We start from the raw sequence: 21,962 nt of genomic DNA, 5'->3' as shown, positions 1-21,962 counted from the left end.
GACGCGCGTGAGTAATTCCCGGTCGAGCCGCCGGCGGATGGGCAGGTCGCGGACAGCGACCCACCGCCCCGCGGTCGTGCGCCGCCGCTACGGCCACGACGTCTACACCGCGGTTGACCTGTTCTCCGGGTTCGGCGGGCTGAGTGAGGGCATCCGGCGGGCCGGGTTCGACCTGATCACCGCGGCCAATCACGACCAGTACAAGGTCGAGGTCCACGAGGCGAACCACCCCGAGGTCGAGCACTGGATCGCCGACCTGGTCGACAAGGAGTCTGCCGACTACCACTCCGCGCGGGACCTCCCGCCGGCCGTTCTGCTCTGCGCTGGTGTCTCATGCGTGAACCACTCGCTGGCCAACACTCAGAGGGCCTACGAGCAGGGCCTCACGTTGTTCGACATGGACGAAGACCCCGAGTACGAAGCGCGGGTCACCAAGTCCGAACGCGACCGGGCGACGGCCAACTGCGTCCTGCACTACGCCGAGCGGCATCACCCCAAGCTGATCCTGGTCGAGTGCACGACCCAACTGCAGTCCTGGGGGCCTCTGCTGCCCGGTAGCAAGAAGATCGGTGACGGCTCGACGTACCGGTGGTGGCTCAAGCAGTTCGAGAACCTGGGCTACGAGCGCAAGGTGCTGTTCCTGAACTCGATGTTCTTCGATGTGGGACAGTCCCGCGACCGCGGATTCTGGGTGTTCTGGGACAAGGCTCTTCCAGCACCCGACCTGGAGCACCGGCCGCCGGCCTGGTGCGGCAACTGCGACACCGTCGTGGAGTCGTTCCAGATGTGGAAGACGGGCATCCCGCTGTCCGGGACGGTCTGCTACGGGAAGCAGTACGAGTACGGCTGCCCGTCCTGCCTGCGACCGGTTGTGCCGAAGTTCACCCCGTCGTTGACCGCTCTCGACCTGTCCGACCTCGGCACCCGGATCGGTGACAAGCCGATCAAGAAGTTCAAGGACGGCTCGACCGGACCGATGGCCGTATCCACGCTGGCCCGCGCCGAGCGGTGCCGGCAGCGGTTCGCGGAGTTCCCCGCGGTGCTCATGCCAGTCAAGGCCACGCGCGGCGTGGAGCGGCACACGTGGCAGCCGATGTCTACCCAGACGAGCCAGCAAGAGACCGGGATCCTGTCGGCCACCCAGCACCTCGATCTACCAATGGACCTGGTCAACGCACCGGAGCAGGCAGTCATGCTTGCCGTGGACAACTACCAGGGCGCTCCGCGGAGCGCCGGCGAGCCGCTGCCGACGCAGGTCGGCTCGGAGACGGTAGGCCTGCTGTCCGGCGGGGTCCTTCCGTTCCGCAAGAACACGGTGCCAGCGACGCACGCCGAGGCGATGCCCACCGTCACCGCGGAACAGGTTCCGGGGATGCTGTTCTCGGGCTGGTATAAGCAGAACGGATCGACAGCCACCGAGACCGCGCCGCATCCCGTAACGGACCCGTTCGGCACACTCACCTCCCGAGACACCACCGCACTGCTGATGGCCGAATGGCGCGAAGCGCTGCGGGACCTGCGGCTCGAGGACTGCTACTTCCGCATGATGCAGCCCCACGAGATCGGCCGCGGCTGCGGATTCGACGTCGACTTCGGCACCTACAAGGGCAAGTTCGTGGTCTGGGGATCGGCCCGCGACCAGGTCGACGGGTACGGCAACGCCGTCACGCCAGCGGTCGGCGAGTGGATCGGCGTTCGGCTCCGCGCCGTCCTCCACCGCGAGGAAGCCGCCTGATGCCCGAAACGAAGCGCGGCGGCGTGACCGAGTGCCAGGACAACTACCAAGGGCCGCGGTGCGGCACCCCGACCCGCGCCGACATGTTCCAGGGCATCTACTGCGCCTGCGAACGCCCACAGCAAGAACAACCACAACCAACAACCACTCCGAAAGGTGATGACTGACATGCCCCGTAACGACCAGCCGGGCGACTTCCAGATCGCCGTCCAGGCCGCGACTCGCGCGATCCGGGCGATCAACGCCGGCGAACGCGCCGGTGATGGTGCCGAGTTCATCGCGCACCTGACCGCCGCCGTCGCGGCGAACCTCGGATCCTCCTACACGCTGACCCAGGCACGGTCCGGGTCGTGGGAGGCCGCCAAGGTCCTCGACCTGGTGCACAGCACCGCCGGGTACGACGACGAGTACCTGCTGACGTACCGCACCGAACCGGTCGAGATCGTGGTCAACGCCGAGTTCGAACTCAACGAACTCGGACTGTGGAAGACCTACCCCGCCAGCATCGAACACATCGGACAACAGCTGTTCGGCGACCGCTACAAGCTGACCCGCACCGAGACCCACCCGGCGTGGGGGACAAGGGAAATCCAGCGCGGACACCTGACCGCCGACGAGCTGGAGCGGATGGAACAGACCGACGAACTGCTGTGGAACCTCGAAGAGACCGACCAGACCGACTACCAGGCCCGATTCACCGAAACCGTGGCCGCCGAGTACCAGCGGCTGCGCAGCGAAGAACCGAACGTGTACCCGGCATCCGTGACCGTGACTGTCCGGTTCACCGACGACTTCGACGACCTCACCGACCCCTGGGACGGTCTCGCCGGACACCTCTACGCACACGCCCGGGCCAACACCCCGATGCCCGGCAGCAACACCCCGCCCGACCACACCGCCGGCGACCGGCACGCCGACCAGCTGCTCGCAGCCGGCCACTGGCCGCACCTGCGCATCCCCGAACTCTCCCACCACGGCGTACCCATCACCCATGACACGACCAACGACCCGAGCGCGGCAACACCCGAGGAGGACCAGTGACCATCAAGGTCCGGCTGTCCGGAGAACCCGAAGAGATCCACTCCATGATCCAGCACCTGCGCGACGAGTTCGACGTCGCCGGCGGCGACCGCAGCTACCCCAACCGCGGATCGTTCGGCGTCCGGATGTACCTCGAAGTCCGGCCCCGCACGGACGAAGGCCCCCGCCACGTGACGAGCGAACGCGTACCGCCCCGCCGTCAGCTGCGGGGAGAGATCCAGCCATGAACACCTCGCCGGGTACGCCGAATCGGTCGCTGCGGGCGGGGATGAAGCGACCTGGACGACTGGCGCGGGCGGCACACTGGCACGCCGCCCGCGGCCTGGCCGTGTTCCCCCTCGGACCGGGATCGAAGAAGCCCGCGATCGAGGACTGGCCGCACGCCGCCACCACCGACCCCGACCAGATCACCCAGTGGTGGACTGAGGCGCCGTACAACATCGGTGTCGCCACCGGCCCATCGAACCTGCTCGTTATCGACCTGGACCAGCCCAAGGACACCAGCGAACGCGTACCGGAGCCGTGGAACGGCCGCGGCGCGACCTGTGGCCGCGACGTACTCGACCTGCTCGCCGACGACGCCGGCGAGCGGCTGCCACGTACCTGGACCGTCACCACACCCAGCGGAGGCCAGCACCTCTACTACCGGCAACCTGACGCTGCCCAGCTCGGCAACACTGCCGGGAAGCTCGGATGGAGAATCGACACTCGCGGCCATGGCGGCTACGTCGTCGGGGCAGGCTCGGTCACCCGCGGCCAGTTGTATCGCGCCGACCTGATCCGCCGGCCACAACGTCTCCCGGACTGGATCGTCGACGCGCTCACAGCCCATCCCGCGCCACCCGAGCAGGGCGGGAGCGTCCGGCGAGGCCCGCGACGGTTCGGTCCGGTGTACGGGCTCAAGGCGCTCACGGGACAGCTCGACAGGCTGCTCGCAGCCACACCTGGCCAGCGCAACGACGACCTCAACGCCTCGGCGTACGCTCTCGGGCGCGTCGCTGCGACCGGCGCGCTCGACCCGCAGGTCATCCGAAACGAGCTCCTGTCCGCCGCGATGCAAATCGGGCTCGGCCGACGGGAAGCTGAACGCACCATCGAATCAGGCCTCAGTGCCGGACTGCTCCGTCCGCGGGGCGTGCGATAGACCAAGCTCCTGGCGCGACGGCGAGCAGGCGCGTGGATCAGGCTTCGCTGGTAGACCGGGGAGCTGGCGGAGGTTCTGCCAGGCCCAGTGCTTGGAAGACCTCGTCGGGTGCGCCGTGCAGCAGTTCGCGCAATGAGATGTTCAGCGCGGCGCACAGCGCGACCGCGTCCGCGAGGGAGATGCGCCGAGTGCCTGCTTCCACGTTGGTGACCGTCGCCCGGTTCCAGCCAATCTCGTCGGCCAGGTCCTCCTGGCGCATCCGGGCGCGTGCCCGGGACGCGCGGACGTTGCCCGCGATCAAGGCGTCCAGCTCCGGTGACCTCACGGCCCCGATCCTGCCTGCTTGCGTAATGCAACGTCATGGCAAGAAACACGACGTGACGTACCTCAAAACACCCTCTGGAATGTAATCTGATCCTAGAGTTAGAAAACATCGCTCAGTGTTCGAAAAATCAACATAGAGTGATTGATGAGCGCCATGGACCGGAGGACAGGGGATGCACGTGTGCGGCGACTGTGATTCCTGCGCGATCCGACGCCAGGTTCGCCAGATCCTGGCCTCGAACCAGGCGCCAGTGGAGAAGCTGCGCGCCGTGCAGCTCGCGCTCAACCCGGGCGGGCCTCAGCGGCCGGTTGCGGTCGACGAGCGCGGGTGGCCGCTCCTCACCGCTGCCGGCGACCACCCCGCCCGGGAGCCGCAATGAGCAACCTCGAGCACCTAGCCGAAATAGCCCACGACTGGCAGTACGCCACAGTCCACTGGCTCGCGCTCGCCGACGAACCGCCCCTGCGCGACCAACAGCCGCCCTACGCAGGCTGGATGCTCAACACCGACATCGCCAAGCGCGGACGAGAGATCCTCATCCCCGCCTGGTCCGACGGCTCGATCGTCCAGCACCGCACCTACTGGCGACGGCACGTACCAGGAGTCAGGCACTGGCAACTCAAGGCCCACATCTCAGTCAACCGCCGACCATGGTGGACGGGCAGCAACATCCCCGACCGCATCCTCAACAAAGCCCGCTGAGCGGCCCGAGGTTAGCCCGCGAGCAGGCCTGACACCTCGATCGGGGGCCGGTGGGACCGCCGCCACGTCCACGCGAACGTCGCAGTGACACCTGCGACGTACCCGGGCATGCCGGGCGGGTCCCAGCCGCGGGCACTCAGTCGCTCGGCTTCAGACGCCTCACTCTCGATGAGCTCCTCGATTGCCGAGCTGCTCCGACAGCCGATCGGTGAGCGTGCCGACTCGCCGTGCCGTCCGTCGATCGGCTCGTCGAACGTGACGCCGGCATTGGCGATCCATCGGCACGTTGATACGACACCGGCCAGGTAGCTGTCTTCGCGGCGCCGCGCCTTCAGTGCGTCGGCACGCTGTTCCGCAGCTAGCCACAGCAGCGCGAAGTCGTGACGCCGCACGCCGCGAAGATGCTCGCGACGAATGCGGTCGAAGTCGCTGCCTGTCAGCTCCATATCACAGACGATCCCATGACCCGCCGACAGTCTCCAGGTGTCGTGCGATGAAGATCTATCTTGTGTACAGTTCATGCATGAGCCATACGCTGCCGATCACCGAGGCACGCGGACAGCTCGGCGACCTGGTCCGCCGAGCCTCGACCCGCCACGAGCGCACCACGATCACCGATCACGGCCAGCCTTCAGCTGTCATCATCTCCGCACAGGAACTGGCCGACCTCGAGGACAAGCTTGCGGTGGCCTTGTACCAGGCCGAGAAGGCCACCGGGCAGCTCCGCACCGTCCCGCACAGCGAAGTTAGGCGCCGCCTCGGCATGAGCCCGGCGTGACCTACGAGGTCACCTGGAGCGAGCGGGCGCTGAATCAGGCCGCCGGCTTCCTCGCCGACGACCCCGAGGGCCTTGCCCAGCTGCTCGACGCCGTCGACCTGCTCGAAGACGATCCTCGCCCCGAGGGCACCGCCGAGTACGGCTCACCGGACGTACGGCGCATGAGCATCGGCAGGTACCGCGTGCTCTACGACGTGAACGACACAACCGTCACCGTCGTCGTCATCCACGCCGGCCGCCTAGGTTGACAACGAGTACTACGACAACGAGTACTACAGAGAGCCTCCCGGGTGGCCTTCGTGCGTGCCTGCCCCGGACCCAGTGTGTGGTGACGTGACGGGTGCTGCGCAGGTGGCCGCGCCCGGGAGGTCTCACACCAGCATGCGCTGATCGCTGTCCGCGCCGCGGGAGTTATCCACAAGTAGCCATGTGCGCGCGAACGGGTGCGCCTCGGCTGCCCGGCCAACCCGAGGTGTGCATGCTCTCCGAGCGGAGCCCTGTGCGCTTCGCGTCGCTCGGCTCGGGGTGGAGACTGGAGCCGTGGGCAACGATCCGATCCCCGCGATCCGCGTGAAGCCAGGTGAGTTCTTCCTGGCCGCGGAGACAGTGCGGCGCGGGCTGCGGTTCGATGCCGAGGGTGACGTGTACGAGGTTGTCGGCGCACCAGCGCGGGTAGGACCGGACTGGCTGGCGAAGGTCCGTAAGGTCGCGGGACCTGGGCCAGGGGGCGAACACAACGCGTTGCTCCACACTGGCAAACGGGTGAACCCGTAAATCACGTATCGAACGTGTGTTCTAATATAAGTGTGACAAGTAAGGGAATCGGCGACGTACGACGGGTCCTACGGCAGCCACAGAGCTGGATCGACCAGAACTTCACCCAGCCCACTCCGCGTCTGCCCAGAGCCAACGGCGACCGGCTCCTGGAGTTCCTCAACCACCACGTCATGCGGTGGGAGAGCGAGGTGGCCACCGAAGCGCGCGAGTACAGCAAGGGACCAGGCGGTGCTGCGTTCCTCCGCTGGGCGCACAACATCCGCCGACAATGCGCCGCGCTACGACTCGTCCTCGCCCGATACGGAGAAGCCCGAGACGCGGATGCTCCCGAGGCGCCCTGGCTGCGCGAGCAGCTCGTCAACCTCGCGACGGCCTTCAACAACGATCCAGACTGGCGCGCCGACTGGGACTGAAGAGGCGGGCAGAAGACAGACCTGGCCGGGCAAGCGGTAGCTTGCCCGGGTGCTGGCCGCGAAGGCATTGTGGTGAGATGGAGCTGGACCCGGTGCTGGAGCTGTACGGGCTGCCGCCTGAAGAGTTCACCGCGGCCCGCAACGAGCTGGCAAGAGTGCTCCAGGTCGCCGGCGACGTGCGCAGCAGCGCTTCCGTGAAGGCCCTACGCAAGCCAACGATTGCGGCCTGGTTGGCCAACCGTCTGGTCCGGATTGCGCCGGACATGATCGCGGAGCTCACCGAGTTCGGAAGCGATCTTCGCGACGCACACCAATCCGGGGACCGCGTTACGCTCCAGAGGCTCACGCCGCGCCGGCACGAGATTGTCGACCGCTTGGTGGAAGTCGCGAAGGCGGACGTTGCCGACGGGCGAGTCGTCACTGCCACCACGGCCGAACGACTTGCGGCGACACTCGACGCCGCATTGGTCGATCCAGGCGCCGCGCAACTGTTGCGTACTGGACGCCTCACCACGGGCTTGCGACACGTCGGATTTGGCGTTGTCGACGAGGCCGGCGTGCCGCTCCCTGTCGTAGGAGCCGTGCCTAAGCGGCCGCTCGCGCAGGCAGCGCGATCCGCGGCGACTGCGCGGAAGGCCGCCGTAACCAGGAAACCCACCGCGGACCGAACCAGGAAGAGCGCGGCGGAGGAGCTGCGGCGACGGCAACGCGCGGAGGTCCAGGAGCGCCTGCAACACATCGAAGCCGACTACGAAGTGGCTGAAAAGGAACGACTCGACGCCGAGTCCGAACTCGACGCCAATGAGCATCACATCGCCGACATGCGAACCGCAATCGAGAGGCTCAGCGACGAACTCGAGCGGGCCCGTCGCGAGCTACGCCAGGCGCAGAGCCGCACCCGGCAGCTCGAACGAGCACTCACCCGCGCCGGCCGCAACGCCGCGGCAGCCCGTCGTCGCCTGGATGCACAGCAGCAACGACTCGAAGCGCTCAGTGATTGAGGCTAGCGGGCCGATCGGGCGCCAACTGGGTGCGGCGCGCGGCCGCGCGACAGGCCGCCGCAGATGGAGAGGGGGGCCACCTCCGGCGCGTCCGATGGCGTTTGCTGGGCGGCCTGTCAGCTTTCTTGTGGAGGCCCGGCCGCAAGCGCCGATGTTCTCTAGACCATGACGCGGGAACGTGAGATCTTGCTCCAATGGTGGGGGCGGATTGGGATTTCTTTGTTTCTTACACCCAATCGGATCGAGGGTGGGCCGAATGGATTGCGTGGACGCTCGAGGAGGAGGGGTACCGCGTCCTGGTTCAGGCGTGGGATTTTGTTCCAGGTAGCAACTGGACCCAGTCGATGCAAGTCGGTGTGACGCGATCTGCGCGGACCATCGCTGTGCTGTCTGCGGACTATCACGAGTCGGTCTTTGGCCAGGCCGAGTGGTTGGCCGCCTGGGCGCAGGATCCAGACGGTTCTCAACGGAAGTTGCTGCCGGTGCGGGTAGAAGGGTGCGAGCGGCCTGGCCTCCTGGCATCGATCGTCGGCATCGACGTCTTCGACGTCGATGAGTCAAAGGCCAAGTCAAGATTGCTGAACGCGACGTCTAGCTCTAATCAGGCACGATGCAAGCCTGCCGAGGCGCCAGCCTTTCCGGGCGACGGTCGAGCGGTGACATGGCGAGCAAAGTTCCCAGACGACCTACCCGCGGTTCAGCGCATTCCCGCGAGGAACCCGAACTTCACCGGACGAGCGAACGATCTGCAAGAGCTCGAGAGAGGTCTCGTCGACAGCAATCGCGTGGTCGTCGTCAAGTCGCTCCACGGCTTGGGTGGCGTCGGCAAGACACAGCTGGCGACCGAATTCGCTCACGTGAACGCGGCACGCTACAGCGTGGTCTGGTGGGTGGACGCCGAGGAGGCTAGCGCGATTCCAGATCAGTTCGCCGCCCTCGCCGAGGCGCTCAGCCTCAAGATCCCGAGCGACCCAGAGGTGCTGCAGGCCGAGGTACGACGCGCACTCCGGGAATCTGACGGATGGCTTCTGGTCTTCGACAACGCCGACACGACCCGGGACATTCGCCCGTGGCTTCCGACGGATCCCATGCCGGCCGGCCGGCATGGCCACGTCATCGTGACAACCCGCCGCGGCGGGTTCCGGGAGCTCGGACAAGTAGTTGAGGTCGACATCCTCGAACCCGAGGCAGCAGTCGAGTTGATGCTGGCACGTGCACCAGCTGCAGACCCGAAAGTATTGGCAGACATCGCAACAACACTCGGCTACCTGCCGCTGGGTCTCGAGCAAGCTGCTGCGTACATCGACCACACCGGCATTCCGGCCGGAGAGTACCTGCAACTTCTCCAGTCCCGGACTGGAGAGATGCTCGCCCGAGGACAGTTAGGAACGAACAAGAACACGGTCGCCACCGTTTGGACGCTGAGCCTCGATCGATTGCGCGATGAGAAGCTCGCCGCCCGGCAGATGCTCGACATCTGCGCGTACCTGGCACCCGAGTCGATTCCACTTGATCTGTTCTCGAATCACCCCGATCGCCTCCTGTCACCACTGTCCGAGGCCGCAACAGATCCCCTCGCCTTCAACGATGTCGTCGGAGAGTTGGTCGACTACTCGCTGGCCAAGCGCACCGAGTCTGGGTTGCAAATTCACCGTCTTGTCCAGGCGGCCTTGCGCGCAATTCACTTCGAACGAGCGCTTCCAGACCCGACGACTCCAGACGAATGAGGATGATCTTGACAGCGCCAGAGGCACCCGCCCGCGAGTTCAGATCCGCCTTACGCCTGCTGCGTGCTGATGCGCCGGCTGAGATCATCATGACTCCGTTGAGTTGGCCGCGGTGGTCGGTGTTGTTGCCTCATGTGCTGGCGGTGACGGGTCTTCCTGAGGTTGATGATGTGCCATTGCCTCGGAGCGGTGCTGAGGAGATGTCGTGGCTGCTGGATCGTGCCGCGACCTACTTGGCAGAGCATGGTCGTGCGGAGGAAGCCAAGCCTCTGCTCGAGCGCGCATTACTTATTGACGAGGCGACGTACGGCTCCGACCATCCAACGGTCGGTGTCGGTTTGAGCAATTTGGCCCGGGTGCTGAAGATTTTGGGGGATGCGGACGGCGCGCGGGTTTTATTGGAGCGGGCGCTGGCCATTCACGAGGCGACGTACGGGTCCGACCACCCGGCTGTCGCCATCGACCTGGGCAATCTGGCCGAGGTGGTGTGGGAGTTGGGGGATGTGACAGGGGCGCGACGGCTCTTGGAGCGGGCGCTGGCCATTCACGAGGCGACGTACGGCTCTGACCATCGCCAGAGCCTGGCGCTGCGGCAGCTGCTGGCGGAATGGGTGGATCAATGAGCGACTCGACTGTTATTGAACTGGCTTATTGGGTCGAGCATCGGCAGCAATTGCGGCAGTCCGAAAGCCAGCGCGCCGCGATGACGAACTACATTCTTGTACTCGTCTCAGCGATCAGCGGTCTCGTCGTCCAGCAGAATCTGAAGCTCGCCACAGCATCGCTGTCCGGCTTGATCGTCCTGATCGGATTGTACGGCGCGACAGCGGTCGCAAAGCTCCACGAACGCGCCGATTACCACCTGATCCAAGCACGGGCCCTGACGCGGATTCTGGTCGACAACGGCGTGCTCGGCGACCACTCGGCATTGCTAGCGGAGGCAAGGACTCTCCACCGGTTGAAGTACCCGCGGCTCCACAAGCTGCGCCTGCACAGGCTGTGGACTGGTCTGCATGTTGCGGTCGCGCTCTATGGTGTCGTGTTGACTCTTGTCATACTGATCAAGGCCGCCACGTGAAGGAAGAATCAAGGGCCGCAAGCGACACGTCGCCCTCGCCGCTCGTGATCGCTTTGACGGTTCTGCGTGCTGATGCGCCGGCTGACATCATTAAGGCCCCGACGAGCTGGCCGCGGTGGTCGATGTTGTTACCCCATATGCTGGCGGCGACCAGTCTCCCCGAGGTTGGTGATGTACCGGCGGACGACGTTGCCGATGACACGTCCTGGCTTCTAGATCGTGCCGCGACCTACCTGGCGGAGCACGGTCAGGCCGAAAAGGCCAAGCCTCTACTCGAGCGCGTACTACGCATCGGCGAGGCGGCCTATGGCCCCGACCGCCCTGAGGTCGCTACCAGCCTGAACAACTTGGCAACGGTGCTGCGGGAGTTGGGTGATGCGGCGGCGGCGCGAGACTTGCTGGAGCGTGCTCTGGCCATCGGTGAGGCGGCCTACGGCCCCGACCACCCCACTCTCGCAGGCAATTCGAGCAACCTGGCCCTGGTGCTGCTGGACCTTGGGGATGCGGCAGGTGCACGGCTGCTGATGGAGCGGGCGCTGGCCATCGTCGAGGCGACTTATGGCCCCGACCACCCGGCCGTCGCAACCAGCCTGAACAACCTGGCATTGATGCTGATCGATTTGGGCGATGCGGCGGGGGCGCGGGTGCTGTTGGAGCGGGCGCTGGCGATCGACGAGGCGACCTACGGTCCTGACCATCCCACTGTCGCCTCGCGACTCCACAACCTGGCAGCGGTGCTGACGGATTTGGGCAATGCGGCGGGTGCGCGGGTGCTGTTGGAGCGGGCGCTGGCGATCGACGAGGCGACCTACGGCTCTGACCATCCGACGGTGGCCAACCGCCTTGGCAGCCTATCTTTGGTGCTGCAGGATCTGGGTGATGCGGCGGGTGCGCGGCCGCTGTTGGAGCGGGCGCTGGCCATCGACGAGTCGACCTACGGCCCCGAACACCCTGCCGTCACGAACCGCCTGGCAAACTTAGCTGTGGTGCTGAAGGATCTAGGGGACGCGCCAGCGGCACGGGTATTGCTGGAGCGTGCGTTGGGTATCGATGAGGCGATCTATGGTCCGGACCATCCCACTGTCGCCAACTGTTTGAGCAACCTAGCTTCGGTCCTGTTGGACTTGGGGGACGCGCCGGCGGCGCAGGTGTTGCTGGAGCGTGCGTTGGGTATCGATGAGGCGATCTATGGTCCGGACCATCCCACTGTCGCCAATCGTTTGAGCAACCTAGCGATGGTGCTCCGGGAACTGGGAGATGCAGCGGCGGTGCCGGTGCTGCTAGCTCGGGCGCTGGCTATCCAAGAAGCCGCCTTCGGACCCGATCACCCCACCGTCGCTAGCATCTTGGGCAATCTGGGCTTGGTGACGTGGGAGTTTGGGGATGCGGCCGCGGCGCGAGGTTTGCTGGAGCGGGCGCTGGCCATCGATGAGGCGACGTACGGTCCGAACCACCCCGCCGCTGCAGTTCACTTACACAACCTGGCCACTCTGCTCATGACCCTGGGGGAGAGGTCGAAGGCGAAGCTGTTGTTAAATCGAGCCAGACGTATCCGCAACGGGATACGAGACCAGCGTTGACGGCACGGCTTTGCCCGCGAACGGGCTTGCGGTTAGGCCGAGTGACCGTTCCGCCCGCATCGCCTCCCTTCCGCGCGGGTGTCAATGGTTCTGTCAATGAAACTGAGCCTGACGAGGACAGAGCAGACCGCGATGACAGCCGCTCCAGGGTGAGGGGACGGGTCGTCTCGTCATCACCCCGGCTGCTGACTCCGCCGTGAGGAAGAGTGCGATGGAGTCGAAGTAGCGCCCCACCTGCTCGGCCTCGGCGACGTGCCTGACAAACGGCGTACTCGCTCCGTCGTCCCATTGGCTGGCGGGGCCCGGTGGCGCGGACATAGCGTCCGGAAAACGGGATTAAGCGGACTTGCGCGGCCCTCCGGAGCTGATCGCCTGGGCGCTACCTCTAACTCCTGTGCCGGGCTGGACGTCGCAGTGCCCGACTGGCGGCATCGGAGCTGGCTTGGCGCATCGAGTGAGCTCGAGGCCGCGAGATTTAGCTCTTAGAGTTGTAACAATTTGTGAGCTGTGACCGATACCCAGAAGTCGGCGACGTTCGGAGTGGTCGTCATACTCGAGGCGGTGCCGCCTGAAGGGCGCACCCTCGTTGTTCAACGATTGGAGTTCCGGTGCGTCGAGTCACCAGCGTTCGTGTCGAGGGCCTCTTCGGCCACCTCAGTCACGAGATATCTGTCCGCGCATCTACTCCTACCATATTGACGGGACCGAACGGTACCGGTAAGACGCATGTGCTGACGCTCCTCCGGGCCGCGCTGGCTCCCGATCTCAAGACGCTCGCCAAGCTTCCATATCGGGAAGTGGAGATCGGGTTTTCGGATGGGCGTCAGTTGCTGATAGTTCGTGCGGTCAACAAAGACGAAACTGAGTTGACATTAACTGCCTTAAAAAACAAGAAGGCAGAAGGAAGATCGGCGAAGATCAGAGACGTCGAATTGGAAGATCCCGAACTCCCGGATCATATTATCGCCCTGGCGGATGGTCGGTTTCTTGATGTCCGCGGAGATCGCGTCATAAGTTCCGATTTTGTTCGAAGGCGTTACAATCCGAAGCTGTCGGTGTCGCTAGGCGATCGGTTTCGAGGCAGTCCAGCGGTTCTTAAGATGTTTTCCGAACATGCGCCGATCCTCATCGATACGAAGCGCTTGGATATGACGCTTCCAAGACATCCTAGTGGCGCCGACCCTGACGCCTATCGTGGCTCTCCCAGGAATGTTGCGACCTCCAGCATTGGCCGGTACATCGATCAAATCCGAGTGCAGGTTAACGATGCTCGAAGGGATTCGGTCCTAGCCACGCAGAGTGCAGATTTGAGCTTCGCGGCACGAGCTCTGGCGGCGGCGAGCGACACAGTAAAAGAGGGTCCATTGCATCAGCGGTACGACGAAATCGTTGATCGGTATGAGGACTTGGCTCGGAATGGACTAGCTATCGGCGAAGCCCCGCTCAGTTTCCCGGAGAAGACGACGCCGACTGTGCGGCGGATCCTGAACGTCTTCCTTGATGACTGGGAACGACGCCTGAAACCCCTGTTGCCGGTTAACGAGAAGATCAAAGCTCTTCGTGAGATCCTAGACACTAAGCTCGCGCAGTCGGGGAAGCGGACGGTGATGGCCACAAAGGGACAGCTCACGTTTCAGTCGTTTGCAACTGGGCAGCGAGTGCGCGTATCTAGTCTGTCCTCGGGCGAGCAGCATCTTGTCGCTTTGTTCACTTTGCTGCTGTTCACCGCTGAACGTGATTCCTTGGTATTGATTGACGAGCCTGAGATTTCCATGCACGCCGCATGGAAACATGCATTTCTGGACGACATCAGTCGTGTGGCGCTACTCGCCGATCTGCAAGTGGTTTTAGCGACGCATTCGACGGCTATCATAAACGGGCAATGGGATCTCACCGAAGAGCTCGCGTTCTCGGACAGCCCGTACGTGTTCCATGGCGATGGCACGGCAGACGACAGCAGTTTGGACCCCGATGAGATCTAGGGCCCCTTCCTCGCTGCAAGCGTACGATCATCTTGCGGACCGCATTCGGCAACATCGGCAAGCGAACGATGATCCAGTACTTATCGTTGAAGGCCCTGATGATCAGCTTGTCTTGAGAGACCATCTTCCGAGTGTGGCGATTTTTCCAGCCAACGGTCGGGTCAACGCAGTTTCAGCGGCGCGAAGCCTGCTCGGCTGGGGAATCGAAAGGTTTGTGTGCGTAACTGATCGCGATTTCGAAGATCCAGAGGGACGCGGCGAGATCGCGCAGGTGCTCTATCCGTACGATCGGCGAGACCTGGAGTCAATGCTTGTCGCCTTGGGGGTTCTCGCGCTAGTTCTGGATCACCAGGGGTCCCGCGATAAGATCGCTGCGGAGGGCGGCTCGGGGATGCTCGTTCAGAGAATTGAGAAAGTAGTCGAGCCAATCACGCGACTGCGAGCGTGGAATGCAGAAGACGGACTCGCACTCGCTTTCGATGAAGTTGATCTAGCAAGCAAAGTCGACCAGAGGCTTCTTGCTCTGGCTGTGCAAAGCTACTGCGCGGCGCTGGTGGGGGTGTCTGCGACCTCCGCAACGATCCCAGAGGCGGTGAATGTTGCTGAGAGTTCGGACGAGCAGGTGCCCGATCCTTCTGGAAAGGACGTAATTACTGTGGCTGGCGTTGCTTTGCGGAAAGTTGCCGGAACCCTCAGCAAGGCCGCAGCCGCGGAGCCGCAGCTGTCTGCGCAAGTTCGAAGTAGCGCTGGCCTGGCGCTCTCAAGGTCGGACTGGATGCGGGGATTGATCTCACGCCTTTCTGCATAGCCGAGCGCTTGGGTGATCTCGTGACACGGGCCATGACGCGAATTGCGGTCAACTCATGCTGGAGGAGGCGTCCAGCGGGGAGCGCCGACACTCCTGACGTCTGCAGATCGCAGTGTTGACGCCATCGAGCGGCCTTTTAATCCGCAGGACGAGAGTTCGTGCCACCCGCGGGGACGCGAGAGTGGCAGTGCGGCTAGTCGGCGGTCGGCGGATGACCGAGGATCTGGCTGACGAGACCGGCGACTTGGGCCCGTTCGGCCGGAGTGAGGATCTCCCGGGTGCCGCTGTTCCCGTGCAGGTCGTCGAGGTATTCGTGCAGCGCGAGCAGGAGGGTCAGAGACTCGCGCGCGTATTCGGGAAGCGCCGAGTCGTTGTGGTGCGCTTTGGCGATCTCGCGGCAACCGGCAAGGTCCCCGGCGTACCAGCCGGATGAGGGGATGCGTTGTTCGTAGCCGAGCTCGGAGGAGCTGGAGAAGAATTCGTCGGCGCGGGCGGGGTTATCGCCCAGCGAGGCGATGAGTTGGGCGACTTGTGCGCGTTCGGCCGTAGTAAGGAACTGGTCGAGCCGGCGGTTCCCGTGGAGTTCCTCGAGGTAGGTGACGAGGGCTTCGGTGCAGTGGACCGTGCTGGAGATCTCGCGCGGCAGGGTGTCGGAGGCGATCTTGTCGACCATGGCAGGGGTGTCGATCGCGTCGTCGAGTTCCATGTCGAGGCCCGGGACCAGCCGCGGACGTTCGGTGGGTGGGGTCTGCATCAGGTGTCCACCTATCGCTCGTTGGTCGGGTTGGTCGAGTGCTGACTTCGGCCAAGGGTCGCCGGGCGAGTCGGCTGCGCTGACGCCGCCGACTGAGCAGAGCCTATCTGTTTGGCGGGTGGCGAAGCCTGAAGTACATGGTTGGCTGAGCCGGCGGGTGGTCTGTTGCGGAGCACCCATTCGGCGGTGCCTGGGTCGGTGAACGCGATGCGACCGTCAGGGATCTCCTTGACCACGTTCTTACGGATCAGCGCAGCGACTGCGGACTCGACATTGGCAACGCGGGGACCTGCGGACAAGCGCGCTTCGATCGATGTCCTCGATTGCGTCGGATGACCGTCGGCCAGCGTCTGCATAACGACCTGCTCGGACCGCGGCAGGGAGTTCCAGATCGCGCCGTGGATTTGCCGGTCAAGTTTGGCACGGGCGCGCTCAACTCCAACCTGCGCGGCCTGCCCAGTGATATGGAGTGCGCCGTGTGGGGCGGCCCGCCACGCTTCGTGCGCGGCGAGCTGGAGCCGGAGGGGGTGGCCTTGAGAGAAGTTGACCACCGTGTCGTGCGCCCGCTGGTCAAAGCTGCCCCCGACCGTGGCCGCGGTGTCTCGAAGGACTGCGCTGGCCTCCGATGGGTTTAACACGTCGAGACGTGCTACGTCGAAGACCTGCCCGCGATCGGCTTTCGCCAGGTCAGCGTCGGCGGCTGCAGATCCAGCGGCGATGACGCCCACGGGGTGACGTGCGCGCGAGCACTCGCTGAGACCCTCACAGAGCTGTCGCAGCTGGGACGGAGACCAGCGGTCCAGGTCGTCGATGACGATGACGGCCGGACGAGCGGCACGCCGGGCCTGCTCGCCGGCGTCGACGACCAGCTTCGCGATCTGGGGTCCGCGGTCGGGGCGTTCGATGTCCACCGACGCGGACGGTCCACGCAGCCCAACTGAGAGACTCGCGCCCCTCACGGATTTGCGAAGGTTCCGCACAGGATCGCGGAATCGCGCGCCACCCCGCATCCGTGCGCTGTCGAGACTGTCCCGCAGAGCTTCGTTCGCCGACAGGCTCTCGCTGACTCTGACCTCGGCCACGCGCCACCCCATCGAGCGAAGATCTGTGGCCAGGCCTCTCAGCAGAGTCGACTTACCGATCCCTCGCGATCCCGCGAACATCAGTCCGTTCGTCTCAACTTGTGCATGTGCGACGTCCGTCACGAAGCGACGTGCCAAGGCCGTCTCGGTGCCACGACCACGCGGCGCCACTGTCGCGGCACCAGGGCGAGGCGAGAATGGACTCCCGTACGCCATGCCCACACTCCCGAGCGACTCGACACCAACAGGTCCACAACTCTATTGGCGTTCCGCCGTTGGTGCAGACGCTCCTGTGGATAAGTCGGGCCGTAGACCTGGTGCGCGGTCTTCGGCTTGGTCTCGCCGACTCGAATCAACACGGTTCGTCTAGGTTTCGCACCACGCGCAGCCCCACGGTGAGCCAGTTGGCTACGATCTACGGATGCTCGACCCGCGTCTGACCTGCGGGTTCGTGGAGCGCCCCCGGCAGGATTCGAACCTGCGACCCACAGATTAGAAGATCGGCGGTATACCCCGGACCGACTAGGATCGACCCCGCTAGTCCTCCGGATCGACTTCGTCGACGGGGTCGATCCTAGTCGGTCCGGCAAACCATTAGCGATGACCACTATCCTCGTCCGGAGCCCTTCGGGCCCGGAGGGTCGGCTTGCCGACTCCGGACGAGGATAGTGGTCATGTCAAGTCGTTGGCAATCCGCATATCTCCGTCGGACACGTACTACCTATCGAAGTTAGCTCATTGCGAGCTACGCTAGAACCTGAAGTCAGGTCAGGGGAGATCAACATGTCATGGACTCTTCAGCGTCACGCTGTGCGTGAGACGGCCGCTGAGCGTGTCGTTGAGAAGATCTATGAGACGCCGGCCGACGAACTTGCGGCCAAGCTCGATGAGCTTCGCAATCTCACTCCGGCGGAGAGCGTTGCAAAGCAGGATCGCGAACGCACGGAGCGTGCGCGGCGCCTAGCTGCAGAGCACTCTGCGAGTTGATGGGTGCCATCGCCAAAGCTGCGAGTCACTAGGCGATGTCTGACTGACGACCTAGGTTTGCCGGGTGAGCGCGTCAACGACGACGCCCGAGGGTTCGCTGCAGACCACGATGCGCTCAGGAAGTTGTGCTCGCTGCGTGGTTCTGACCCTGCAGGAGGCGAAGTTGTGCAGTCGCTCACTCCTGCAGGTGCATACCGCTCCTTGCATACCGGTCGGGCGCGGGGCGCAACCATGTGGGTTGAGAGCGAGGACACCTGCTGGTTGGTCGCATACGACGAGTATCACGCGACTGGTGACCGGAAGGATGTCTACAACTATTTCGAGAAGTTGCAGCAGCGTGGCGAACTTGCGCCCACGGAGGACGACTGGCTCGCGGTGACTGAGTCAACACCACAAGATCTGCTGGAGAAGTTGCGCGACCTGGCGCCGGGTCTTATCGCCGAGGCACGACAGTCCCCCGGAACTGAAGCGATGGTGACGTTTCAGGCGCAGGACTCAGATGATGGCGGGCGCGGCCAGGCCGTCATGGCGATCGATGTCGTGGTCTTAGAACGTGAGGGAGCGGAAGAGGGGTGGATTGGTGTGACCCTGCCTCGCGACACTGACTGGCCACAGGAAGGCGTGTTGGCGATCGTGGCTGCACTCGTCCCACCTGAGATTGATTCTGACGCTCTGTTACCTAGCTCGAAGCTGGCCGGCCGTGACCGCCACAAGGGAGAGATCGTTTTCACCTGGTCGAGATACTTCTGACGCAACGATGGCTTCGCGCCATCGCAGCCTCATTAGGCAAGCGAATTGCCGCCGCATCGCCGTCCAGTGGGCGTCGGCCCGTCCGGGCGTTCCACCGGACCTCCGGACATGAGCGCTCCGCAGGCGCTGTACGCTTAGCCGGCGCCCCCGTAGCTCAGGGGATAGAGCAGTGGTTTCCTAAACCATGTGCCGCAGGTTCGAATCCTGCCGGGGGCACCTTCTTGGTGAGCTGTTCGCGGCCGGTTGCCGCTCATGGTGTGGTGGCTGGTTCTGTTGGCTTGTGTAGAACCTTTGCCCTGCGGTATTGCGATGCCTCGACAAAACCGTGCTTCTTAAGTTCGCCGATCGCCCGGCTGACGGTGCCGACCGACACGTTGTGATCGGCGGCCAGGTCGCGCGAGAGTGGCAGTTCGCTGCCCGGCGGGTACTTGCCGCACGCGATCGCCTCCTGCAGGCTGGCGGCCAGCATTTCGTAGGCTGGCCGGGTCCGCTGGTGGTTCTCGTAGCTCGGCCGGGGGAGGGTCTGGGCCAGTGCCTCGGCGGCTGATTGATCAACGCGGTCCGTCCACGCGACGTAGAACTTCAGCGTTGTCGCGGCGCTTGTGTGCCCGATCCACCCCTGCACCACTTTGATGTCTACGCCAGCTCCGAGCAGTTCGGTAGCTGTGTAGTGCCGAATCGAGTGCAGCCTTGTGCTTCGCAGGCCGTGCCGCTTGGCCGCTCGCCGATAGCGCTGGGTCGCCGTGTTCGGCTTCAAGGCAGTCGAGAAGTCTGGGGAGCCGGAGAAGATGAAGGCGTCTGCCCTCAGCTCAACGCCCAGCTGCCTGCACTGCTCGGCGCACCGACTGCGGTGGCTTTCAAGAAGTTCCAAGGTGAACTCGTCGAGGGGCACGTGGTGGCGCTGCTTGTTCTTCGTCTGAGTTTCAATCACCTCGCCGGGCAGTTGGTCGCCGGCGCGCACGACATGAAGTCGTTTGCGGGTGGTGTTCAGGTCAGTCCAACGCAGTACGCACATCTCGCCACGTCGGCTACCGGTGATCATGGTGAGCCACAAGAACAGACCCCAGTCGAGATCCTTGAACGCCTCGTTCATTAGCGGTGCAAGCTCTTCGGCCGTAGGCGGGTCGGGATCAGGCTGGTCGAAAGCTGGCGGATCCGCTAGTGCTGGAACGTTCGTGCCGACGTACCCCCACTTGAGACCCTGATTGAACGCGGCGGTGAGGATGAAGTGGATTGCTCGCACTGAGCTGTTCTTGAGCGGCTCGCAGACGTGGCCCTTCGCCGTGTGGTTCGTGCCGCGGACGTTGTTGAACCGGCAGGATTGCAGTAGGGCGTAGTACCCCTCGAGGAACTCGACCGAGCCCTTCGGATCAGCGGCGAACTTCTTGGTCTTCACCCCCTCGAAGCGCGGGGCGATGTAGTCCCGGATCAGCTGGTCGCGGCGTTGACGAGTACGCCGCGCGTGCGATGTCTTAACCCCGCACCACTTCTCGATCAGCTCAAGTACGGTCAGGTTGGTGCGGGCATGCTTCTGTTCGTCGACCTGGCTGAGCAGCTTGGTCAGCTCGACCTCGGCCTCATCCCAATCGTCGACCGGATCAGACTTGAGTACCAGCCGCTTGCCGGTCAGCGGGTTGACGCCGGCCGAGACGATCGCGCGGAACGTTCCGTTCTCACGCTCCTCGATGTGGCCCCGCCGTTTGCGCGGTCGCTTGGTCGCCATACCAGGCAGAGTAGCAGCCTGCTGTTCCCAGAACTGTTCCCAGGTCGTAGTCAGGCGAGCTACGCTCGGCATGTTTCCGCAGGTCAAAGGTGGGTTCAAGCTGAATCTCAGTGCTGCGACGCACGGTTTAGGAAACCGACGCTCTATCCCCTGAGCTACGGGGGCGCACGCGGGGACAGCTTAGCGGAGTTGGGGGTGGGTCAGCCGGTCAGGGCGGTGACGCCGAGGTGGCCGGTGATGGACTTGTAGCGCTCGGCGTAGAGGGTGGTGCAGCGGGAGGCGGCGCAGCCGGCGCCGGCGAAGGCCATGCCGCGGATGGTGGCGGAGCTGGTGCCGCGGCGGGAGTAGACGGGGCCGCCGGAGTCGCCGCCGACGATCGCGACCAGGCCGCCGCGGGTGGCGCGGATGACGTACGTCGTGCAGCCGTCGGAGTCGCAGTACTTCGCCGACGTCGAGCGGACCGTCAGACTGCACAGCGACGTACTGAAGCTGCCGGACTGGCAGATCACCGTGCCGACGCCAGGGTCGCCGCCGCCGGTGACGGTACGCGTGTTGGCGGTGTCGCCGGGGCCGTCGGTCCAGATCTTGGCGCCGTACGCGCTGCCGGTGATCAGCGCCTGGTCGTAGTCCGGGTAGTTCGTGCGCACGGTTGTAGTGCCGTAGTAGTTGGTGCCCGACTTCCAAACCGTGTTCGGGACGCCGCAGTGGCCTGCGGTGACCGAGCCGCGCTGGCCGTTGGAGCGCCGTACGACGGAGAAGCCGGCGGAGCAGTTCTTGAGCGCGGACGTGATCCGGGCACCGCCCCAGTGGCCGCCCTTCGGGGTGTCGCTCAGCCGGGAGGTGCGCGCGAGCGAGCTGGGGACGAGCTGTACGCCGGACAGGTCGCGCAGCCCGGCCAACGAAGCGGGAGAGGTCGTCGCCTGGTCGTATTCGACGACGACGTTCTCACTCACCGGATCGAGGTCGGCCGCGTACGTCGTACGGGACGCGTCGGGGGACCACGAGCGGTCGCCGACGGCGTTCCAGGCGTCGGCGATCGACTGGGCCGAACGACAGCTGCGCTCCACCTTCACCAAGGGCTTGCCGGCCGACGGGAGGTTGCGACTCATCGCGGACTCGTACTTCTTCGCGTCCAGCTTCGCGGAATCCACAACCACCTTGTAGCCGGTCGTCGCCGAGCCGACCACGCCGACGACGCCCTGGCTCAGCCCGTACGGCAGACCGGACGTCGGGCGGCCGGTCGCGTCCAGTGGTTCGAGGGAGCGGACCGCGGCGGAGATGCCATCGCCGAGCGACTCGCCGAGCGGTCGCGCATCGGACGCGGACGTCGGCTGCGCCAGCCGCGTCGCCTCGGTCGAGCTCACACTCGGCTGCGCGTGGGAGCACGCCGCGGCACCCGTCACCACGCCCGCGGAAGGCGCGGTGAGGGCGACTGCGAAGAGTGAGATGGAGCCGAGTGTGACCAGCGGGACGGTGACAGAGAGTCGCACGAAGCTCCCCAGATCGGTGGACCAAACCACTAGATGGTCCGTTCAAGCACTCCGTTCCGTCAAGACCTGGTCACCGTCCGCGAGC

The 21,962-nt window shown here is 64.7% G+C and carries 25 protein-coding genes and 1 tRNA gene; 20 read left to right on the top strand and 6 right to left on the bottom strand.

Annotated features, from left to right (window positions below; genetic code table 11):
* The first annotated feature begins 7 nt into the window (after window positions 1–7).
* Genes E0H50_RS14585 through E0H50_RS14575 form a run of 5 tightly spaced genes read left to right on the top strand, consistent with a single transcriptional unit; the run spans window position 8 to window position 3,920 of the window.
* A complete protein-coding gene (locus E0H50_RS14585; RefSeq protein ID WP_238150971.1) occupies window positions 8–1,735 on the top strand; it encodes a DNA cytosine methyltransferase in 1,728 nt (575 codons plus the stop codon).
* Window positions 1,735–1,902, top strand: a complete 168-nt coding sequence (locus tag E0H50_RS42925; protein ID WP_165547134.1) for a hypothetical protein — start codon at window positions 1,735–1,737, stop codon at window positions 1,900–1,902. Before E0H50_RS14585 ends, E0H50_RS42925 begins: the two co-directional genes overlap by 1 nt.
* Before the next feature lies 1 nt (window position 1,903).
* The gene (locus tag E0H50_RS14580) at window positions 1,904–2,776 is read left to right on the top strand and encodes a hypothetical protein (RefSeq protein WP_131288286.1); all 873 of its coding nucleotides are present in this window, start codon (window positions 1,904–1,906) and stop codon (window positions 2,774–2,776) included.
* Window positions 2,773–3,003 (top strand): DUF3970 family protein, encoded by a 231-nt coding sequence (locus E0H50_RS42920; protein WP_165547133.1) that lies wholly within the window; start codon window positions 2,773–2,775, stop codon window positions 3,001–3,003. Before E0H50_RS14580 ends, E0H50_RS42920 begins: the two co-directional genes overlap by 4 nt.
* Complete coding sequence (locus E0H50_RS14575; protein WP_165547132.1) at window positions 3,000–3,920, top strand: bifunctional DNA primase/polymerase; 921 nt, start codon at window positions 3,000–3,002, stop codon at window positions 3,918–3,920. The genes E0H50_RS42920 and E0H50_RS14575 overlap by 4 nt, the downstream gene beginning before the upstream one ends.
* Before the next feature lie 37 nt (window positions 3,921–3,957).
* Here E0H50_RS14575 and E0H50_RS14570 read toward each other — a convergent pair whose 3' ends face one another.
* Window positions 3,958–4,245, bottom strand: a complete 288-nt coding sequence (locus tag E0H50_RS14570) for a helix-turn-helix transcriptional regulator (RefSeq protein WP_131288280.1) — start codon at window positions 4,243–4,245, stop codon at window positions 3,958–3,960.
* A gap of 250 nt (window positions 4,246–4,495) precedes the next feature.
* On the opposite strand from E0H50_RS14570, the gene E0H50_RS44200 reads away from it, so the two are divergent.
* Both E0H50_RS44200 and E0H50_RS14565 read left to right on the top strand, forming a co-directional pair.
* Window positions 4,496–4,624 (top strand): hypothetical protein, encoded by a 129-nt coding sequence (locus E0H50_RS44200; RefSeq protein ID WP_272948497.1) that lies wholly within the window; start codon window positions 4,496–4,498, stop codon window positions 4,622–4,624.
* The gene (locus E0H50_RS14565) at window positions 4,621–4,947 is read left to right on the top strand and encodes a hypothetical protein (RefSeq protein ID WP_131288277.1); all 327 of its coding nucleotides are present in this window, start codon (window positions 4,621–4,623) and stop codon (window positions 4,945–4,947) included. The genes E0H50_RS44200 and E0H50_RS14565 overlap by 4 nt, the downstream gene beginning before the upstream one ends.
* A gap of 11 nt (window positions 4,948–4,958) precedes the next feature.
* Here E0H50_RS14565 and E0H50_RS14560 read toward each other — a convergent pair whose 3' ends face one another.
* The gene (locus tag E0H50_RS14560; RefSeq protein ID WP_131288274.1) at window positions 4,959–5,393 is read right to left on the bottom strand and encodes a hypothetical protein; all 435 of its coding nucleotides are present in this window, start codon (window positions 5,391–5,393) and stop codon (window positions 4,959–4,961) included.
* 77 nt (window positions 5,394–5,470) lie between these two features.
* On the opposite strand from E0H50_RS14560, the gene E0H50_RS14555 reads away from it, so the two are divergent.
* From E0H50_RS14555 to E0H50_RS14505, 11 genes are all read left to right on the top strand, one after another.
* On the top strand, window positions 5,471–5,725 hold the full coding sequence (locus E0H50_RS14555; RefSeq protein ID WP_131288271.1) for a type II toxin-antitoxin system Phd/YefM family antitoxin: 255 nt from the start codon (window positions 5,471–5,473) through the stop codon (window positions 5,723–5,725).
* Entirely contained in the window at window positions 5,722–5,973 is a 252-nt protein-coding gene (locus E0H50_RS14550; protein WP_131288269.1) for a type II toxin-antitoxin system RelE family toxin, read from the top strand. The genes E0H50_RS14555 and E0H50_RS14550 overlap by 4 nt, the downstream gene beginning before the upstream one ends.
* A 292-nt stretch (window positions 5,974–6,265) precedes the next feature.
* A complete protein-coding gene (locus E0H50_RS14545; RefSeq protein ID WP_131288267.1) occupies window positions 6,266–6,499 on the top strand; it encodes a hypothetical protein in 234 nt (77 codons plus the stop codon).
* A 32-nt stretch (window positions 6,500–6,531) separates the two neighbouring features.
* Complete coding sequence (locus tag E0H50_RS14540; protein ID WP_131288264.1) at window positions 6,532–6,915, top strand: hypothetical protein; 384 nt, start codon at window positions 6,532–6,534, stop codon at window positions 6,913–6,915.
* Between the two features lie 77 nt (window positions 6,916–6,992).
* On the top strand, window positions 6,993–7,916 hold the full coding sequence (locus tag E0H50_RS14535; protein WP_131288261.1) for a hypothetical protein: 924 nt from the start codon (window positions 6,993–6,995) through the stop codon (window positions 7,914–7,916).
* A 194-nt stretch (window positions 7,917–8,110) separates the two neighbouring features.
* Window positions 8,111–9,643, top strand: a complete 1,533-nt coding sequence (locus E0H50_RS14530) for a tetratricopeptide repeat protein (protein WP_131288259.1) — start codon at window positions 8,111–8,113, stop codon at window positions 9,641–9,643.
* 2 nt (window positions 9,644–9,645) lie between these two features.
* Window positions 9,646–10,266 carry a tetratricopeptide repeat protein gene (locus tag E0H50_RS14525; RefSeq protein ID WP_165547131.1) on the top strand — a complete coding sequence of 207 codons (621 nt, stop codon included), beginning with the start codon at window positions 9,646–9,648 and terminating at the stop codon, window positions 10,264–10,266.
* Complete coding sequence (locus E0H50_RS14520; RefSeq protein ID WP_131288254.1) at window positions 10,263–10,721, top strand: hypothetical protein; 459 nt, start codon at window positions 10,263–10,265, stop codon at window positions 10,719–10,721. Before E0H50_RS14525 ends, E0H50_RS14520 begins: the two co-directional genes overlap by 4 nt.
* Window positions 10,718–12,301 carry a tetratricopeptide repeat protein gene (locus E0H50_RS14515; RefSeq protein WP_131288251.1) on the top strand — a complete coding sequence of 528 codons (1,584 nt, stop codon included), beginning with the start codon at window positions 10,718–10,720 and terminating at the stop codon, window positions 12,299–12,301. The genes E0H50_RS14520 and E0H50_RS14515 overlap by 4 nt, the downstream gene beginning before the upstream one ends.
* A gap of 608 nt (window positions 12,302–12,909) precedes the next feature.
* A complete protein-coding gene (locus E0H50_RS14510) occupies window positions 12,910–14,283 on the top strand; it encodes an AAA family ATPase (protein ID WP_131288248.1) in 1,374 nt (457 codons plus the stop codon).
* A gap of 133 nt (window positions 14,284–14,416) precedes the next feature.
* Window positions 14,417–15,091, top strand: coding sequence for a hypothetical protein (locus E0H50_RS14505; RefSeq protein WP_131288245.1), 675 nt, complete (start codon window positions 14,417–14,419; stop codon window positions 15,089–15,091).
* Between the two features lie 193 nt (window positions 15,092–15,284).
* Here the strand turns inward: E0H50_RS14505 and E0H50_RS14500 are convergent, their stop codons facing one another.
* On the bottom strand, window positions 15,285–15,845 hold the full coding sequence (locus E0H50_RS14500) for a hypothetical protein (protein ID WP_131288242.1): 561 nt from the start codon (window positions 15,843–15,845) through the stop codon (window positions 15,285–15,287).
* Window positions 15,846–15,856: 11 nt separating this feature from the next.
* Window positions 15,857–17,143, bottom strand: coding sequence for an ATP-binding protein (locus E0H50_RS14495; RefSeq protein WP_131288239.1), 1,287 nt, complete (start codon window positions 17,141–17,143; stop codon window positions 15,857–15,859).
* A 1,002-nt stretch (window positions 17,144–18,145) separates the two neighbouring features.
* Here E0H50_RS14495 and E0H50_RS14490 point away from each other — a divergent pair.
* Window positions 18,146–18,664, top strand: coding sequence for a hypothetical protein (locus E0H50_RS14490; RefSeq protein ID WP_131288236.1), 519 nt, complete (start codon window positions 18,146–18,148; stop codon window positions 18,662–18,664).
* A 143-nt stretch (window positions 18,665–18,807) separates the two neighbouring features.
* A tRNA-Arg gene (locus tag E0H50_RS14485) sits at window positions 18,808–18,880 on the top strand.
* 34 nt (window positions 18,881–18,914) lie between these two features.
* Here the strand turns inward: E0H50_RS14485 and E0H50_RS14480 are convergent.
* Together E0H50_RS14480 and E0H50_RS14475 are read right to left on the bottom strand one after the other, a co-directional pair.
* Complete coding sequence (locus tag E0H50_RS14480) at window positions 18,915–20,387, bottom strand: tyrosine-type recombinase/integrase (RefSeq protein ID WP_165547129.1); 1,473 nt, start codon at window positions 20,385–20,387, stop codon at window positions 18,915–18,917.
* Between the two features lie 200 nt (window positions 20,388–20,587).
* On the bottom strand, window positions 20,588–21,877 hold the full coding sequence (locus E0H50_RS14475) for a S1 family peptidase (RefSeq protein ID WP_238150970.1): 1,290 nt from the start codon (window positions 21,875–21,877) through the stop codon (window positions 20,588–20,590).
* Window positions 21,878–21,962 lie beyond the last annotated feature (85 nt).

It is taken from the genome of Kribbella sindirgiensis, assembly GCF_004331435.1.
Lineage (GTDB): Bacteria > Actinomycetota > Actinomycetes > Propionibacteriales > Kribbellaceae > Kribbella > Kribbella sindirgiensis.
Note: the sequence above shows the minus strand (reverse complement) of the source record. Positions and strands in the feature narration are given on the sequence as shown.